This is a genomic window from Nostoc sp. 'Peltigera membranacea cyanobiont' 210A (assembly GCF_002246015.1).
In the GTDB taxonomy this organism is placed as follows: domain Bacteria; phylum Cyanobacteriota; class Cyanobacteriia; order Cyanobacteriales; family Nostocaceae; genus Nostoc.
The window spans coordinates 316153-334216 of sequence record NZ_NOLJ01000008.1 but is presented as its reverse complement, the minus strand read 5'-3'; the positions used below and the strand labels follow the sequence as shown (position 1 = coordinate 334216).

7 protein-coding genes are annotated in these 18064 nt (G+C 41.0%); all 7 read right to left on the bottom strand.

Annotated features, from left to right (window positions below; genetic code table 11):
- Positions 1-1849: ATP-binding protein (locus CDG76_RS25750; protein ID WP_190240991.1), on the bottom strand; the 1849-nt coding region annotated here is incomplete at its 3' end.
- A 173-nt stretch (positions 1850-2022) separates the two neighbouring features.
- The gene (locus CDG76_RS25745; RefSeq protein WP_223265383.1) at positions 2023-2439 is read right to left on the bottom strand and encodes a four helix bundle protein; all 417 of its coding nucleotides are present in this window, start codon (positions 2437-2439) and stop codon (positions 2023-2025) included.
- 74 nt (positions 2440-2513) lie between these two features.
- Positions 2514-8066 (bottom strand): trifunctional serine/threonine-protein kinase/ATP-binding protein/sensor histidine kinase, encoded by a 5553-nt coding sequence (locus CDG76_RS25740; protein WP_094351728.1) that lies wholly within the window; start codon positions 8064-8066, stop codon positions 2514-2516.
- A gap of 131 nt (positions 8067-8197) precedes the next feature.
- Positions 8198-14068 carry a trifunctional serine/threonine-protein kinase/ATP-binding protein/sensor histidine kinase gene (locus CDG76_RS25735; RefSeq protein ID WP_094351727.1) on the bottom strand — a complete coding sequence of 1957 codons (5871 nt, stop codon included), beginning with the start codon at positions 14066-14068 and terminating at the stop codon, positions 8198-8200.
- A gap of 75 nt (positions 14069-14143) precedes the next feature.
- Positions 14144-15952, bottom strand: coding sequence for a hybrid sensor histidine kinase/response regulator (locus CDG76_RS25730; RefSeq protein ID WP_094351726.1), 1809 nt, complete (start codon positions 15950-15952; stop codon positions 14144-14146).
- Positions 15953-16002: 50 nt separating this feature from the next.
- Positions 16003-17535, bottom strand: coding sequence for an ATP-binding protein (locus CDG76_RS25725; protein WP_223265382.1), 1533 nt, complete (start codon positions 17533-17535; stop codon positions 16003-16005).
- Positions 17420-18049, bottom strand: a complete 630-nt coding sequence (locus tag CDG76_RS38605; protein ID WP_223265381.1) for a hypothetical protein — start codon at positions 18047-18049, stop codon at positions 17420-17422. The genes CDG76_RS25725 and CDG76_RS38605 overlap by 116 nt, the downstream gene beginning before the upstream one ends.
- Positions 18050-18064: the final 15 nt, after the last annotated feature.

Sequence of the window (18064 nt, the reverse complement as noted above, 5' to 3'; positions counted from 1 at the left end):
AAACAAGAAAATCTAGTTCCCTCCCCTTTCCAAGGGGAGGGTTAGGGTGGGGTAATTCGATAACTTGTGTGTCCACCCTAGCTTGGTAAGGGAGGGTTGGGGGGGTGAATTCAATTAATCCATCTTGGTGTAATGCCTTGAGAAACTGTATGGCAAAAAACGGATTACCTTGAGTTTTCTGAAATACCAATTGAGAAACAGGTAATGCCGAATCTGTTGTACATTTAAGTGTATCAACCACTAATTGATTCAGTTGCGATTGACTCAGAGGCGCTAAAGTAATCGTATGAATTGTGGCTGCTGTTTTTTGGATATCATTCAAAGTCAACATTAATGGATGTGCTGAATTGACTTCGTTATCACGATAAGCACCAATTAAGAACAGATGTTTTGTATCAGCCATTAATAACTGTATTAACATCAACGATGCTGAATCAGCCCATTGCAAATCATCTAAAAACATCACTAATGGATGTTTTTCACTGGTAAAGACTTGGGTAAATTTCTGAAATAATAAATTAAACCGATTTTGGGCGGCAGTTCCTGATAATTCTGTAGCAGGTGGTTGTTGACCAATAATTCTTTCTAATTCGGGGATAACTTCAATAATTACCTGTCCATTATCACCTACAGCCGCTAAAATATTGGTTTTAAATTGCTGGATTTGAGCATCGCTTTCGGTTAATAATTGCCCCATTAAATCGCGGAAGGCTTGCACAAAAGCACTAAAGGGAATATTTCGTTGAAATTGGTCATATTTCCCTTTGATAAAATAACCGCGCTTTTTGACGATTGGTTTATGAACTTCGTTAACTACAACGGTTTTACCAATACCCGAAAAACCAGCCACCAGCATCATTTCTGTCGCACCTGTACTAACGCGCTCAAATGCTTGCAGAAGAGTTTCTACTTCTGTTTCTCGTCCATAAAGTTTATCAGGGATAATAAAGCGATCGCACAGATCCCTCTGTGCAATTTGAAAACCCTTAATTATACCATCAACTTGTAGCTGATATAAACAATTTTCTAAATCAAACTTCAATCCCAAAGCACTCTGATATCTGTCTTCAGCATTTTTTGCCATCAATTTACTGACAATCTCTGAGATTACAGACGGGATTAGTGGGTTAATTTCATGTACTAAAGGCGCTGGTTTGGCAATATGAGAATGTACCAACTCCATCGGATCGTTTGATTGAAATGGTAAAACTCCAGTGAGTAACTCGTAGAATGTCACACCCAGAGAATAAAAATCAGTCCGATAGTCAATTCCCCGATTCATTCTTCCTGTTTGTTCTGGGGAAATATAAGCTAGTGTCCCTTCTAATACATTGGGATTGATTAGTGTCTGCGTTTCTCGTGGTAGTAGGGATGCAATACTAAAGTCAATTAATTTAACTTGTTTGGTTTCGGGATTAATTAAAACATTGGCGGGTTTGATATCTTTATGAATAATCCGCTCTCGGTAGAGTATATCTAAGGTGTTGCACAGTGCGATCGCTATTTCTAAAAATTCTTCACTAGACGCGATATATTCCATCCCTGATGAGGTGAAATAATCTTTGAGAGAAATCCCCCCAAAATCTTCCATCACCAACGCATAGCCATTTTGGTAGGATTCTAGGCTATAAGTTTGGACGATTAACGGTGAGTTAAGATTTTTAGCTATGGTGTACTGATTGCGAAACGATAAGAGTTCGCTGAAACCCGGATAAGGATTTTTCAGCAGTTTAGTCACTACCGGTAATGAGTCAGTCTCTCGAACCCCTCGATAAACTAGGGTTCTGGAACCATTGTAGAGTTCTTCACTAATGCGATATCCGGGAATATTTATAAAGATACTCACCATGTTGCTAAATCTGTGAAACTTCCAAATTTAGTATTCCCAAAAAGATCCCTGACTTCGCGAAAGTTGTCGGGGATCTGAACCTTAAACCTGCATTTCTCACAAGTGAGAAATTCAGGGAGTGTGGGGAGTGTGGGGAGTGTGGGAGGTGTGGGAGGTGTGGGAGGTGTGGGAATTTAGTCAAGTAACCAATCATCTGGATAGGTAATCATCTTGACTAATCCACTAAGGACTTGATTGTAAGGAGCGTAGAGTTCTCTTCCTTGTTCGACTGTAAGATATTGACATTTCACAGCAAACTTTAACCAAACTTGAGTTTCTGCTGCCTCTGCTTCACAATCATTCAGTTTAGCGACAAAAGCGGCTTTATATCGCCGTTTTCTCCAAGCCTCTGCCATATTTGCACAGACAGAGCGAGAGGAGCGACGAATTTGGTCAGTTAATGAATATTTTTCTTCAACTGGGAACTTTTTAGAATATTCAAAAATTTGCATTGCTGTCTCAAATGCTAATTGATAAATGGCTAAATCCTCATGAGTTCTAAAATACTTTTTCCCTTTTTCTTCCATTTTCTTTAATTTCGACCGCTCCATTCTTCATCTTCCCACACCTCCCACACTCCCCACACCTCCCACACCTCCCACCCTATGAGTGAGAAATTCGGGTACTATAACGGAATTTCAATGATAAATTCTGTACCTTCTCCTGGTGCAGAATTGCAACTTAAATTACCCCCATGTTTTTCTACCACAATCGAATAGCTAGTTGATAATCCTAAACCTGTACCGCTACCTATTGATTTCGTCGTAAAAAATGGATTAAATATCTTATTCTGCACTGACTCGCTCATCCCTATGCCGTTGTCTACAATGCGGATAACTACCTTTTTTGCTTCTCTGAATTCCGTCTGAATTATAATAGTCGGTTGGCGATTTATATCTGATTCTTCTAAAGCATCAATGGCATTATTGATAATATTCATAAATACTTGATTCAGAGCAGAGGCATAACAATTAACTAAAGGGAGTTGACCATATTTTTGAATAACTGCAATCTCTGGATGTTTACTATTACTTTGAAGTCGATGCTGCAAAATTAACAGCGTACTATCAATGCCAGAGTGAATGTCTACTGATTTTATTTCTGATTCATCCAAACGGGAAAAGTTTCGCAGTGACAGCACAATTTTACGGATGCGATCTGCTCCTACTCTCATCGATAACAGGAGCTTTTGTAAATCATTAGATATAAATTCTAGCTCAATGTCGGCGATTTTTTCGGCAATTTCTGGCAATGGTTGCGGATAAAGTTCTTGATATAAATTATTTAATTCAATTAAAGATGCCACATATTCACTTGCTGGTTGTAAGTTGCCATAGATGAAATTAATCGGATTATTAATTTCATGAGCAATCCCAGCAACTAACTGTCCTAAACCGGACATTTTTTCGGATTGAATTAGTTGGGATTGAGTCGAGTAAAGTTTCTCCAGTGTTGATTCTAGCTGAGTGGCTTTTTCTGTGATTTCCTGGGTGCGCTTTTCTACTTTTTGCTCCAGAGTATGAGAATAGTCCTCTAATTTATGATATAATAGTGAATTTTCTAGAGAAATTGCTGCTTGAGTAGTGAGGAAATTGAGAACTTGTAAGCGATCGCTTGTAAATGCCCCCGTCACTAAGTTATTTTCTAGATATAAAATGCCCATCAACTTACCTTGATGCAAAATCGGGCTACACAAGATACTCTTAGGCTGCTGACGAATAATATAGGGGTCATTGGCTAAGGTCGGATCGGCACTTGCATCAATTAACATAGTGGTCTGCCTCTTGTGCAAGACTTTGTAAATCAACTTCAGGGGAATATCCTGGCTATCTTCAACGGGAAGGCTCTGCAACACCACTGGCTCTGTCGCCAGGGTAATTGACCCTTTGATCGATAGGCGCTTGTCTTGCAAAAGCATTAATACGCATTTATCAGCCCCTGCATTTTCAATGACGATCGCCAGCAATACTGAGAGCAATTTTTCGAGTTCGATTTCCCCTGAGATAGCTTGGGAAGCTTTGAGAATGGCAGCTAAATCTAAAGCAACAGAGACATTGCTGTTGGAAGTGGGGGAACTAGTGGATATGACATTCCCCAGCGCCAAGATAGTTTCATTAATTGACAGGGGAGAACGGGTTTGCTGGAGGATGGGAGCAAGCAGTTGGGGATAGCGTCTTTCTAAGTCAGCAACTTTGGCTTTTGCACCCCAACTAATATAGCTGTAGTAGGCTTCAATCATGTATTCCCCAGCAATACGCTGTTTGCCCCAGTCAAGGTAAAATTTTGCCGCCAGTTCATTGGCTAAGGCTTCTTCATTAATAAACTGATGTGTTTTAGCCAGAGCAATGGCTTGGTCATAACACTCACTGGCTACGGCTTTTTCACCCAAGACTCGATACCGTTCAGCCTCCACTAGATACCATTTATGCAAGTGATTCATCGGGGCATTTTCTGCCCATTGATGCAGAATTGTTTGGTGAATTTGCGCCTCAAGAAGAGTTTGGGCTTGCTCTGCTTCTGGCTGGGTGGGGAAGAGTGCTAGGTATGTGAGGGCAGCATAAAAATGGAAAACGGGAATATGTACTGCCCCTGCTGCTGCCATAAAATAGGGCTTGATTCCGGTGATATAGTCAAGAGCAGCATGATAATTGCCCCAGAGAGCAGCAAGCATCAGTTTGTAGGTATAGGTGTAGGCGATCGCGGTGAAATCGTTATCCTGCTGGTGCTTTGGCAGCATAATTGTTTCATCGTAGGCAGTGCCTATTAAGCGATGGGGTTGGCTCCCTGTTTCTCTCAAATTCTCCACCACTTGCCGCACTGTATCCAATAAAATACACGCCGCATTTTGTTTCGCCTGAGTCAGAACCACACTGTAAGGAACTAATTCGGCTGACAACGTATTTAAATTTACACCAGCGAACAGCGCTATATGCTCGTAACATTGTATGCTGTAGCCAGCGTACAGAAAACTGCCTGTTTCCATACCATTGGTGTAGCTATCTTTCAGCGTCGATAGCGTTGCCAAAAACGATTGCTGGCGATGTTGGATGAAAGCCCCAAAGAGGCTTAAAGGGAGACATATACTTCGCTCGTTCAATTTTTCTAGCAACGAGAGAGTTAAACAACCAAACTTGTAGCCAGTTTCAACTTCGCTCAAAAAAGCACATAGCACCATACCGTGAATCGCATATCCTACCGTCGAGGCGGGGGTATTGCCAAACTGGAGCGACAACCGCACCATTGTTGCGCTCAACAGGGGCATTAAACCCGGATTTCCCAGTAATACTGGTGCAAACAATATTCCTAATAATTGCATTGCGGCTTGAGCTGTGCGATCGCTCATCACGGGTAAGTCAATCAGTTCAGGAATTTCTCTGCCTTGGAGTTGCTCTTTTAGGTATTCCAGGGCTTTGCCGATTTCGGCTGACTCTGGCGCACTCGGTAAATCCACCCCTAATTGACTCAGGACATCTGCGCCAACGGCGATCGCCCCTAATATTTGGCTCTGAGCCGTTAGTGCCACAATTTTAATTTCGTAGATTTTCACTTTGTCAAAAATGGTCTGGGCGTTCTGCAAAACCACTCCAGCCATCTCTTCCATGCTCTCAAAGTCACTATTTAAATAGCTGGCTTCGGTTACTGCCAAATGCAGGTTCAAGGCTAATTCGTACTGTGTTTGCCAGCAGTCGGGCTGGAGTAAGGCAATCCCAGTTTGGAAATACACTCTGGCGGCGGTGTATGCAGTAGCATTTTTGGCTTTACTACCAGCTTTGAAGTTGAGTTGAGCTAGGGCTTGGCGATCGCTTGCTTGACTAATTAACTCAATTCCTAAATTCAAATGCCCAACCAGATCGAAGAGTTTTTCTTCAATCTCTAACTCAGACAAGTTTTCTCTCAGTAATTGTCCAATTTTCAGATGAGTTGCTGTTTTTTGTTCATCGGAAATCAAGAAATAAGCCGCTTGCTGTACTCTGTCATGTAAAAAGGCATATTTAGCTATTTTTTTCTCAATATTCTGATATGACAGTGCCAATTGTTCGCTTTCTTCTCCTTGATAAAATTTATAAACCTCACTAATCGGTAAAATCAATCCTTCTTGCAATGCTTTCCACAAAGCAGCCGCCGCATCAATTTGGCATTGTTCCGAAACAATTGCCAAAGTTGCTAAATCAAACTGGTTGCCAATACAAGATGCTAACTTGAGGATATTCTGGGTTGCTAATGGTAATTTATCTAACTGCAACGCCATAAATTCAACGACATCATCTGTAACTGCCTGTTGATTAACTTGGGCAAGATCGCATTGCCAATAGCCTGACTCAAAGTTAAATTTAATCAGTAACTCTTGATGTAATGCCTTCAAAAACTGGATAGAAAAAAACGGATTTCCTTGAGTTTTTTGAAACACTAATCGAGAAAGAGGTGATGCCAAATCCTGGGAGCATTTAAGTGTATCAGCAACTAATTGATTGACTGTTTTTTGATTCAGTGGTACTAAGGTAATTATATTAATCGTTGTTTGGGTTTTTTCAATCTCATTCAAAGTCAACATTAATGGATGTACCGGGTTGACCTCGTTATCACGGTACGCACCAATTAACAAAAGATGACCTGTATCAGCCATTAAAAGCTGCATTAACTTCAGTGATGCCGAATCTGCCCATTGCAAATCATCTAAAAATATTACTAAGGGATGTTCAGCAGTGGTAAAAATTTGGGTGAATTTTTGAAATAATAAATTAAATCTATTTTCTGCCGCCGTTCCTGATAATTCTATGGCGGGTGGTTGTTCACCAATAATTCTTGATAATTCGGGGATAACTTCAATAATTACTTGTCCATTTTCACCAACTGCTGATAATATTTCGTTTCTCCATTGCTGAATTTGTGTATCGTTTTCACTTAACAGTTGCCCCATTAAATCTCGGAATGCTTGCACAAATGCACTGAAGGGAATATTGCGTTGAAATTGGTCATATTTGCCTTTGATAAAATAACCGCGTTGGCGCACAATCGGTTTATGAACTTCGTTGACAATCGCCGTTTTACCAATTCCCGAAAAACCTGCTACCAGAATCATTTCTACCCCCCTATGTCCATGTCCCCCTTTGCTAAGGGGAGCCAGTGCGTTGGGCGGGTTTCCCGACTTGTTCGCTTTTAGCGTTCCCGCAGGGTAGCATCTGGCGTGGGACATAGGGGGGTTAGCAACTCTTTCAAATGCTTGCAGCAGAGTTGATACTTCGGTTTCTCGTCCATAGAGTTTGTCTGGGATGATGAAGCGATCGCACACATCCCGTTCTCCAATTTCAAAACCGCTTATTATACCATCAAGTTGTAGCTGATGTAAACAATTTTCTAAATCAAATCTCAGCCCCAATGCACTCTGATAGCGATCTTTAGCATTCTTCGCCATCAATTTGCTGACAATTTTTGAGATCACAGATGGAATTTCGGAATTAGTTTCAGATACTAATGGTGCAATTTTTGCAATGTGACAATGCACTAACTCCATTGGATCGTTTGATTGAAATGGCAAAACTCCAGTCAGTAATTCGTAGAAAGTTACACCCAAAGAATAAAAATCAGTCCGGTAGTCAATTCCCCGATTCATTCTGCCTGTTTGTTCTGGAGAAATATAAGCTAGTGTCCCTTCTAGCACATTGGGATTTATTAGGGTTTGCGTTTCTCGTGGTAGCAAAGATGCAATACTAAAGTCAATTAATTTAACTTGTTTGGTTTGGGGATTAATTAAAATGTTGGCGGGTTTAATATCTTTATGAATAATGCGATCGCGGTAGAGTACATCTAAGGTATTGCAGAGTGCGATCGCTATTTCTAAAAACTCTTCACCAGACGCGATATATCGCCCTTGGTCAGAGGTGAAATAATTTTTAAGAGAAATCCCCCCAAAGTCTTCCATTACCAGCGCATAGCCATTCTGATAGGGTTCGAGGCTATAGGTTTGGACAATTAGCGGTGAGTTGAGATTTTTAGCTATGGTGTACTGATTGCGAAACGACAATAGTTCAGAAAAGTTGGGATAAGGATTTTTCAGCAGTTTAATCACTACCGCTAATGAGTCAGTCTCTCGAACCCCTCGATAAACCTGGGTTCTGGAACCATTGTAGAGTTCTTCACTTACTTGATATCCGGGAATATTGACAATAGTGCTAACCATGCTGCTAAATCTGTGAAACTTCCAAATTTAGTATTCCCAGATATATAGCAATCTTAAAAAGATCCCCGACTTCGCGAAAGTTGTCGGGGATCTAAAGCCTTTGGTGGAGAGAAAATCAAAATTGCCAAAAACTATACCGGAATTTCAATGATAAATTCTGTCCCCTCACCTAGAATCGAGTTAAAACTTAATTTTCCACCGTGGGTTTCTTCAACAATTTGACGAGCGATCGCCAACCCCAACCCTGTACCTTTACCAACCGCTTTTGTAGTAAATAAATGGTCAAATATTTTTTGTTTAACTTGTTCGTTAATTCCCTTACCATTATCCCGAATGGCAACTTTAACGAGATTATTTTCGACTGAAGTTGTAATTGTAATGCAGTTAGGATTGGCTTTAATTTCTTCAAAGCTGAGTCCATAATTAGATTCATCTAATGCATCAATAGCATTTGCGAGAAGATTCATAAATACCTGATTTAATTGACCTGGGAAACATTCTACTTGAGGTAAATTACCGTAGTTTGCAACAACTTGAATCGCCGGACGTTGTTCATTGGCCTTGAGACGATGTTTGAGAATGAGAATAGTGCTATCAATGCCTTGGTGGATATTGAAAGGTACTTTGTAGTCTTGATCGGCACGAGAGAAACTTCTCAAACTGGTGCTGATGTTCTTTAGCCTGTCACACGCCATAGACATAGAATCAATCATCTTGGGTAAGTCTTCTAAGCTATAATCCAAGTCGATTTCTTCGGCGTGGTCTTCGATTTCATCGCTTTTGTTGGGGAAACTTGATTGATATAGTCTGAGATGTTCAACAATATCAGCGATAGTAGGTTTCGCTTGTTTGAGACTAGCAGCAATAAAACCAAGGGGATTATTCATTTCGTGAGCTACACCAGCAACTAAGTTGCCGAGCGCAGACATTTTCTCAGTTTGCACCATTTGTAATTGTGCTTGTTGCAGGTTTTGTAAAGCAGTTTCTAGCTCTTGTGCTTTTTGTTGAAGTTGGACTTCGGCAACTTTGCGTTCGCGTAGCGCAGCTTGCTGTTCTGTAATATCATCTGCTAGGGAAGCAACTCCGATTAACTCGCCATCTGCACTTACAAGCGGATTGTTATACCAAGCACAAATGATAATTTTACCATCTTTTGTCACATTTTCATTAATACTGTAATTGCCGCCCTCCTGCGATATAATTTCGACGCTGACTCGCTCCATTTCTGCTTGAATTATTTCAGGAATGATGAATTTGAATCCACAACCCAAAGCCTCTTGTTTGCTGTAGCCAAAGATTCTTTCTGCGGCTGGGTTCCAGTCAGTAACTTGATAATTGGTATCCCACTCTATAACTGCTAATGGAGTTTGCTGAACCAATAGTTGGAGTCGTTGCTGGGATGATTGCAAGACAGACTGTGCGGTGCTTAACTCCTCAAGCGATCGCTCTAGCTGTTGGGTATTTTCCTGAGAACGTTCATAAAGTCGGGCATTTTCTAAAGAAATCGCCGCTTGAGCGCAGAGTAAATTCAGGAGTTCGACGCGATCGCTAGTAAACGCCCCCGTTGCTAAATGATTTTCTAGATATAAAATGCCCATCAATTTACCTTGATGCAAAATCGGGCTACACAAGATACTTTTCGGCTGCTGACGCATGATATACGGGTCGTTAGCTAACATCGGATCTGTGCTTGCATCAAGTATCACAGCAGTCTGCCTATCGTGCTTCACTTTGTAAATCAGCTTCAGGGGAATGTCTTGACTTTCCTCAACAGGAAGGCGCTGCAATACAACTGGCTGCATCCCCAAGGTAATTGATCCTTTAATTAGCAGGCGTTCACTTTTGGCATCGCCTAGTAAATCCTCTCGCAACAGCATGAACACGCATTTATCAGCCCCAGCATTTTCAATGACGATTTCAAGCAACGATGAAAGCAGTTTTTCAAATTCGATTTCGCCGGAAAGAGTTTGAGAAGCTCTGAGAATAGTAGCTAAATCTAAAGCAACAGAGACACTACTACTGTGAGAAGTGCCGGAATTCGTGGGTGTAACACTTGCTAACGAGAAGATTGTTTCGTTAGTGGAGAAGGGAGAATGGGTTTGGTGGAGGATAAGGGCTAACAGTTGCGGATAGCGTCTTTCCAGATCGGCAACCTTGGCTTTTGCCCCCCAACGTGCGTAGCAGTAGTATGCTTCTTGCATATATGCTTGGGCGACTTTTTCTTTCCCCCAGTTGAGGTAGAATTTGCCAGCAAGTTCATTCGCTAGTGCTTCTTCTTGGATATATGCATTTGCTTTGGCAGAGGCGATCGCGCGATCGTAGTAATCCATTGCTTCATACATCTGCCCCAATACCCGATACTGCTCTGCTTCAACCAAATAAAATTTGTGTAAATGGTTTGTGGGTGCATGGTTTGCCCATTGTTCCAGCTTCTTCTGGTTGTCAACAACTTGCTGGGGGAGGCATTCCTTACCTTGAGCGTTGGGTAACATCGCCAGGTGAGTCAATGAATCGTAAAAGTGAAACACCGGCACCATAAAACAACCGGATACTCCACTTAAATATTGTTTAGCATCAGCCGCGACTTTGATAGCTTGTTCCCACTCATTAAACAAGTAACAAAGAATTAATTTATTGATATACAGTGTTCCTATTGCGTAAAGATCGTTTGCCTTCTGATGCAAAGGCAACATGATTTGTTCGTCATAGATTACACCTTGAATTTCCCAAGGACACTTGCTCTGAGCGAGTAAATTTAAAACGGATTGGTAAAAGACTCTCAGATAATTATGAGCAACTTCCTGCTTGAGTTGAGCCAATGCCTGATTGTAAACCTTCATCTCTGGTTCTAGGATTGACAAATCTTTTCCGAGAAAAAAGGAAAGCGAACAGTAATTGTAGGCACAGTAGGCAGCATACTCTAAAGTACCCATCTCCAGACCGCTGTGGTATCCGTCGAGTAAAGGAGCGAGTGAATTTTGAATATGATGTTTCCAAGGCTTCACGAAGGGATAAACCATGTTAATCGTGCTGGCTTTAAATTCTCTGCTTTGGAAGCGTGATAGTAGTCCCATTGCCAGTTCACCAATGCGATCGCCTAAATCTATTTCCCCAATGCCACACAAAATTACTCCATACCAAGCATAAGCCTGTGCTGATACCGCAGCATTACCGTATTCCACTGATAACCTAATCTGCTTACACACGATTAACGGCAGTAATTCTGGAACCGCTTGATAGATTGCTGCTGTCACCGCCGCTAAAATTCGGATCGCTGCCAGGGCTTGGAAGTCTGTCATTTCCGGCAGTTCCAAGAAATCTTCTAAATGTTTTCCTTTTAATACATCCTGAGTCTGTTGCAAACTTTCAGTAATATCTGCGTCAGTCGGCTGCTCTGGAAACAATACTCCAAATAATTTTAAAGTCGAAAGAGCGGTTTTAATAGCTTTGGGCTGTTGACTCTGGGCTACCTCGGCCAAAATTCTCACTTCATAGACTTTCACTTTGTCTAGTAATTGACGAGCATTTTGCACTACTTCGTCAACTATCTGCTCCATTTGCCTAAAATCACCACTCAGACAGGCTACTTCTGCGGCTAAATCATGCAGAGCTAACGTTAGTTCATAGCATTGCTGCCAACAACTTATTGGGAGAAGTTGTATACCTTTAGTGGCGTATTCAATTGCTGCGACGTAAGCGGTTGCAGATTTAGCTCTTTGGGCAGCAACTAGATTTAACTTTGCTAATTCCTCACGTTCAGTTTCTGCAACAATTAAATCGGCTCCTTTATTTAATTGATTGACAATCTCAAAGATTTTTTCCTCTTTTTCCGTCTCGCTCATTACACTTAAAAGCAATTGCCCAATTTTTAAGTGCGTCAGTTGTTTTTGGTCATCGGGAATCAGAGAATAAGCGGCTTGTTGGACGCGATCGTGTAAAAACTTGTATGTAACAGTCTGAATATTTTCCGGTGTACGTGCAAGACTTTCTTGCCCAATATAAAATTTATAAACATCACCGTTCGGTAAAATCAACCCTTCTTGTAATCCTTTCCACAAAGCCGCAGCCGTTTCGATTTGAGATTGTTTAGAAACAATTGCCAAACTTGCTAAATCAAACTGATTACCAATACAAGCAGCTAGCTGTAACACCTGTTGAGTTGATAGCGCTAGTTTTCGCAATTGAAAACCCATAAAGGCAACAACATCATCTGTAACGGCTTGAGTCATCACTTGGGTAATGTCACATTGCCAACAGCCTAACTCAATATCAAATTGAATAAGATTTTCTTGATGCAATGCTTTGAGAAACTGGATTGCGAAAAACGGATTTCCTTCAGTTTTCTGATAGATTAATTGAGAAAGAGTCCATGCCGAAGTTTCTATACATTTAAGTGTGTCACCAACTAACTCATTCAATTTGAGTTGACTCAGTGGTGCTAACGTAATTGTATTAATCGTCGCTTTGTTTTTTTTGATTTCACTCAAAGTCAACATCAATGGATGTCCTAGATTGACTTCATTATCACGGTAGGCACCAATTAAGAAAAGATGACCTGTATCAGTCATTAAAAGCTGCATTAACTTCAATGATGCCGAATCTGCCCATTGCAAATCATCTAAAAACATCACTAATGGATGTTCAACACTAGTGAAAACTTGGGTAAATTGTTGAAATAATAAATTAAATCTATTTTGTGCCGCCGTTCCTGATAATTCTATGGCGGGTGGTTGTTCGCCAATAATTCTTGATAATTCGGGGATGACTTCAATAATTACCTGTCCATTCTCCCCAACAGCATCTAAAATCTTGCTTTTCCATTCCTGAATCTGTGCATCACTTTCTGTTAACAATTGCCCCATTAAATCCCGGAATGCTTGCACAAATGCACTGAAGGGAATATTCCGTTGAAATTGGTCGTATTTGCCCTTGATAAAATAACCGCGTTGGCGAACAATCGGTTTATGAACTTCGTTGACAACCGCAGTTTTTCCAATTCCCGAAAAACCTGCTACCAGCATCATTTCTGTTGCACCAAGACTGACTCGCTCAAATGCTTGGAGTAGGTTTTCTACTTCGGTTTCTCGTCCATAAAGTTTATCAGGAATGATGAAGCGATCGCACACATCCATACGAGCAATTTCAAAACTCTGAATTTCCCCATCAACTTGTAGCTGATGTAAACAATTTTCTAAATCAAACTTTAGTCCCAAGGCACTTTGATATCGATCCTCGGCATTTTTTGCCATCAATTTCATCACAATATTACAAAGAACTTGGGGAATATCTTCTCTATTTCTTAAAAGTGGTGGAAGTTTAGCAATATGACAATGCACCAATTCCATTGGCTCATTTGATGCAAAAGGTAAATTTCCTGTAAGTAACTCGTAAAATGTCACACCCAAAGAATAAAAATCAGTTCGGTAGTCAATCCCCCGATTCATTCTTCCTGTTTGTTCTGGGGAAATATAAGCGAGTGTTCCTTCTAAGATATTGGGATTGACTAGCGTTTGGGTTTCCCGTGGTAGTAAAGATGCAATACTAAAGTCGATTAATTTAACTTGTTTGGTTTCGGGATTAATGAGAATATTGCTAGGTTTAATGTCTTTGTGAATAATCCGTTCGTGATATAATATATCTAAGGTATTGCAGAGTGCGATCGCAATTTCTAAAAACTCCTGTAAAGATTTTCCCCTTCCCTTGATTCCCCATTCCTTGAGGGAAATCCCCCCAAAGTCTTCCATCACCAGCGCATAGCCATTTTGATAGGGTTCCAGGCTATAAGTTTGGACGATTAGCGGTGAGTTAAGATTTTTAGCTATGGTATACTGGTTCCGAAACGACAAGAGTTCGCTGAAAGTGGGATGAGGATTTTTCAGCAGTTTAATAACTATAGGTAATGAGTCAGTCTCTCGATACCCTCGATAAACTATGGTTCTGGAACCATTGTAGAGTTCTTCGCTTACTTTATATCCGGGAATATTGACAAGAGTGCTAACCATACTGCTAAATCTTTAAGACTTCCAGATTTAGTGTTCCCAGAATATATAAAGTTATTTATAAAAAAGAGCAAAGATTTACGCCGGAATTTCAATGAGAAACTCTGTACCTTCACCTAAAGTCGAGTTAAAACTCAATTTTCCGCCGTGAGTTTCTTCAACTATTTGACGAGCGATCGCCAACCCTAACCCCGTCCCTTTTCCAACGGCTTTAGTAGTAAATAAATGGTCAAATATCTTTTGTTTTATTTCTTCATTCATCCCCTTGCCATTATCTTTAATATTAATAATTATTTGTTGTTTGTCATCGCTAATTTGAGTAATAATTGTGATAGAATTGGGATTAGCTTTAATCTCTTCAAAACTACGTCCAATATTTGACTCTTCCAAAGCATCAATAGCATTTGCCAGAATGTTCATAAACACCTGATTCAACTGCCCAGCAAAGCATTCTACTAATGGTAGCTGACCATATTCTTTGAGAACTTGAATTTCTGGGTGACTTTCTGAAGCTTTGAGGCGATGTTTAAGAATCAGGATAGTGCTGTCGATGCCATCATGAATGTTACAAGCAATGGGGCGATCGCTATCAGCACGAGAGAAGGTTCGTAGAGAAGTACTAATATCCCGAATTCGCTTCACACCTTCTTGCATAGAACCCACTAACTTCGGTAAATCTTCGCGGATGTAATCGAGGTCAATTGCTTCGATTTCATCTTGAATTACTCCACTGGGAGGAGAATATTCCTGTTGATACAAATCAATTAAGCTAAATATATCCTTGATATAATCTAAGGCAGGTTGAATATTGCCGCCCAGGAAGCCAACAGGGTTATTAATTTCATGTGCCACCCCCGCTACAAGGTTTCCCAGTGCCGACATTTTTTCACTTTGTACCAATTGTACTTGAGTGCCTTGAAGTTCTGCTAGTGCTTCTTCTAGATTTTGTTTTTGTTGTTTGAGTTCTTCTTGTGCCAGTTGACGTTCAGTAATGTCTTCTGTCACTAATAAAATTCCGAACACATTTCCTTTGGCATCGCGTAAAGGCATCTTGCTCGTATCTAACCAAATTTGCTGACCATCCGCCCGTTGCCATTGTTCAATTATGTGAAGTTCTGCTTTACCAGATTCCATAACGCGGCGATCGCACACACGATACCAATCGGATTCTTCTTTACTTATCAGTAAATCATAGTCAGTTTTACCCACAATTTCATCAGGCGAACTTAAGTTTAATACAGTAGCCAAACTTTGATTACAGCCCAAATAAACTGAATTGATATCTTTCCAACCTACCCAGTGGGGAATAGTATCAAATACTAAGCGCATCAATTGTTGAGTTTGTTTGAGGGTTTCAATCGATCCAAATAGTTCCTGGGTTCGTTCAGTAACTCGTTGCTCTAGTTGCTGGGTGAGTTGTTGCAGTTCTGTATTTCTGGCTTCAAGAGACTGACTCAAGTGGTTAAGCTTTAAGTGCGATCGCACCCGTGCTAAAACTTCACCTTGTTGAAACGGTTTGGTGATGTAGTCAATGGCTCCAAGTTCAAAGCCTGTAACTTTATTCACCGATTCAGATAGGGCGGTGATAAAGATAATCGGGATATTTTGGGTTTTCGGATTCGCTTTGATGCACTCACAGGTTTCAAAACCATTCATCCCTGGCATCATTACATCCAGTAAAATCAAAGATACTGGAGTATGTTCTAATTGTTGTATCGCACTTTCACCACTGGTGGCGATCGCAACTTCAAAACCAGCTTGGGCTAAGGTGTCTGAAAGCACCTTTAAGTTATTTGGTACATCATCGACAATGAGGATAATGCCATTGTCAAAGACGTTGGTAACAGGATTGTTAAATGTAATGGAATTACTAGAGAATGCTGTCATAGCAAAAATGGGGATTTGGGATTGGGGATTGGGATTACAAAAATTCTTTTTTAGTCTCTAGTCCCCAGTTCCTTCGATCGGGGAAGATACTGTTCAATGAATGCTCGGATTTTCTCAGTCTGGAAATTATCTGCATACTCACGTACTGCTTTAACAAATGTTTGGTATCGCTCATCTGTTTTTTCCAAAGTTTTTAGCTGTTGCTCGATCGCCATCAAGCGTCCCTGCAACGTTAATGTGTGCAACTGTGACAAAACCTCCTCGCTTGGGGGAACTATCTCGTCTGGGGTGGATGAAGATATTGCCTCTGAATTGGCTGTTATTGGCTCCACAACAATAGAGTTTTGCTCATAAATCCATTTCAGATTCAGAAATTTTTCCAGCAACTTCAGCAGCGCTGGGCCTTCTACAGGCTTAGGTAAAAACGCATTGGCTCCAGCTGCGATACTCTCATTTTGATTACTTTCAAATACACTAGCTGAAGAGGCGATCGCTGGAACATTCTGCAACTCAGGAATCTGTCGCAACTGTCGCAGCATCTCGCAACCATCCATTTCTGGCATCATCAAGTCTGTAATAATCAGGTCAGGATGAATCTCTTTCGCCTTGTCCAATCCTTCTCTACCGTTACTGACGGCAATCACTGCAAAACCCAAAGGTTCCAGTAAACTGACCAAAACTGACCGATTCTCCCAACGGTCATCGACTACCAGTAGCTGGCGCTTGCTGCCTTCAAATGCGACAATATTGCCTTGCTTAGTTGTTCGCAGACTTGCTGCCCATTCTTGAGCTTCGGGAAGTTCAACCTCAAACCAGAAGGTGCTACCTTGTCCAAGTTGGCTGTCCACATTTAGGGTGCTACCCATCAGAGAAACGATTTGCAGACTGATTGCTAGTCCTAATCCAGTACCTTCTCCTTGTTTCTTCACATCACCCACTTGTTCAAAGGGTTGGAAGATTTTTGTGAGTCCGATTGGCGATATTCCGACACCTGTATCTTCAACCTCAAAGCGAATTTGATAGGTTGCAGTTTCCAGTTTGTGAGTTTTAACGCGAAATGTAACTCCGCCTTCGTCAGTAAACTTAATGGCATTGCCCAATAAGTTAATCAACACTTGGCGGAGGCGTTTTTCATCGACTGTAATGCCAACAGGTAAATTAGAATCAGGTTGATAGGTAAAAGAAATTCCTTTTTGACCAGCACGCACGCGCATCATCTCTGCAATGCCTTCCAAAAGTGCCGGGAAATAAGCATCGTCAGGATATAATTCCAACTTGCGGGCTTCGATTTTGGCGAGGTCAAGGATATCATTAATCAGATTAAGCAAATGATTGCCGCACTGATAGATGATATCTACACCTTTTTTAGCTCGTTCTGTTAAGGGTTCACCATTTTGGAGAATTTGGGCATAGCCCAGGATGCCATTGAGCGGAGTTCGCAATTCATGGCTCATATTAGCGAGGAACTCACTCTTGGCAACGTTTGCAGTATCGGCTTTCTCTTTTGCTTCTGCTAGTTGTAGTGTCCGTTCTTCTACCTTTTGTTCTAAGGTGGCAAAGGAGGTTTGCAACTGTTTGGCCATGCCGACCCTGGAGATTGGTAATTGGGGCATAACCGGAAAGAATAGTTTCGCCATTTGCAGTTTTGTGAAATTCCCGATCAACAAACGGTGTATTTTGAGCAACGGCTATATACAAATCATCTAATGACTTTGTGTAATCCATGCCAGTCAATACAGTTTTGTCTCGGTCGGCAGGGTCATAGTTTAAGACATAGACAAATTTCTTATTTGGTTGTTCGCGTACCGTATAAATACGCACAATATCCTTACTAGTTGCTTGAATAGCTACAAGCCTATCTTGATTGATTTTGTAAAAGGCTGAGGTGCGATCGCTTGGTTTAACAATCAATCCATGATAATCGCTATCTATTTGTGGAACTGCCAGACTGACAATTGCCAAAAGACGATTACGGATTGCCTGCCGTTGACTAGAGTACAACTGCCAGTACATTCCCGAAGCAATTGTCCCTGCCATCACCGCGATTAGCACTGAATAAGAAGCAATAATTTTTGTGCTGAGGTTCCAATTTCGCACGCTCTGTGGCTCCTT

What these genes read in the sequence shown, in the direction of transcription:
- CDG76_RS25745 (WP_223265383.1), bottom strand. Translation starts at nt 2,439, where the DNA reads ATGGAGCGGTCGAAATTAAAGAAAATGGAAGAAAAAGGGAAAAAGTAT.
- CDG76_RS25740 (WP_094351728.1), bottom strand. Translation starts at nt 8,066, where the DNA reads ATGGTTAGCACTATTGTCAATATTCCCGGATATCAAGTAAGTGAAGAA.
- CDG76_RS25735 (WP_094351727.1), bottom strand. Translation starts at nt 14,068, where the DNA reads ATGGTTAGCACTCTTGTCAATATTCCCGGATATAAAGTAAGCGAAGAA.
- CDG76_RS25730 (WP_094351726.1), bottom strand. Translation starts at nt 15,952, where the DNA reads ATGACAGCATTCTCTAGTAATTCCATTACATTTAACAATCCTGTTACC.
- CDG76_RS25725 (WP_223265382.1), bottom strand. Translation starts at nt 17,535, where the DNA reads ATGGCCAAACAGTTGCAAACCTCCTTTGCCACCTTAGAACAAAAGGTA.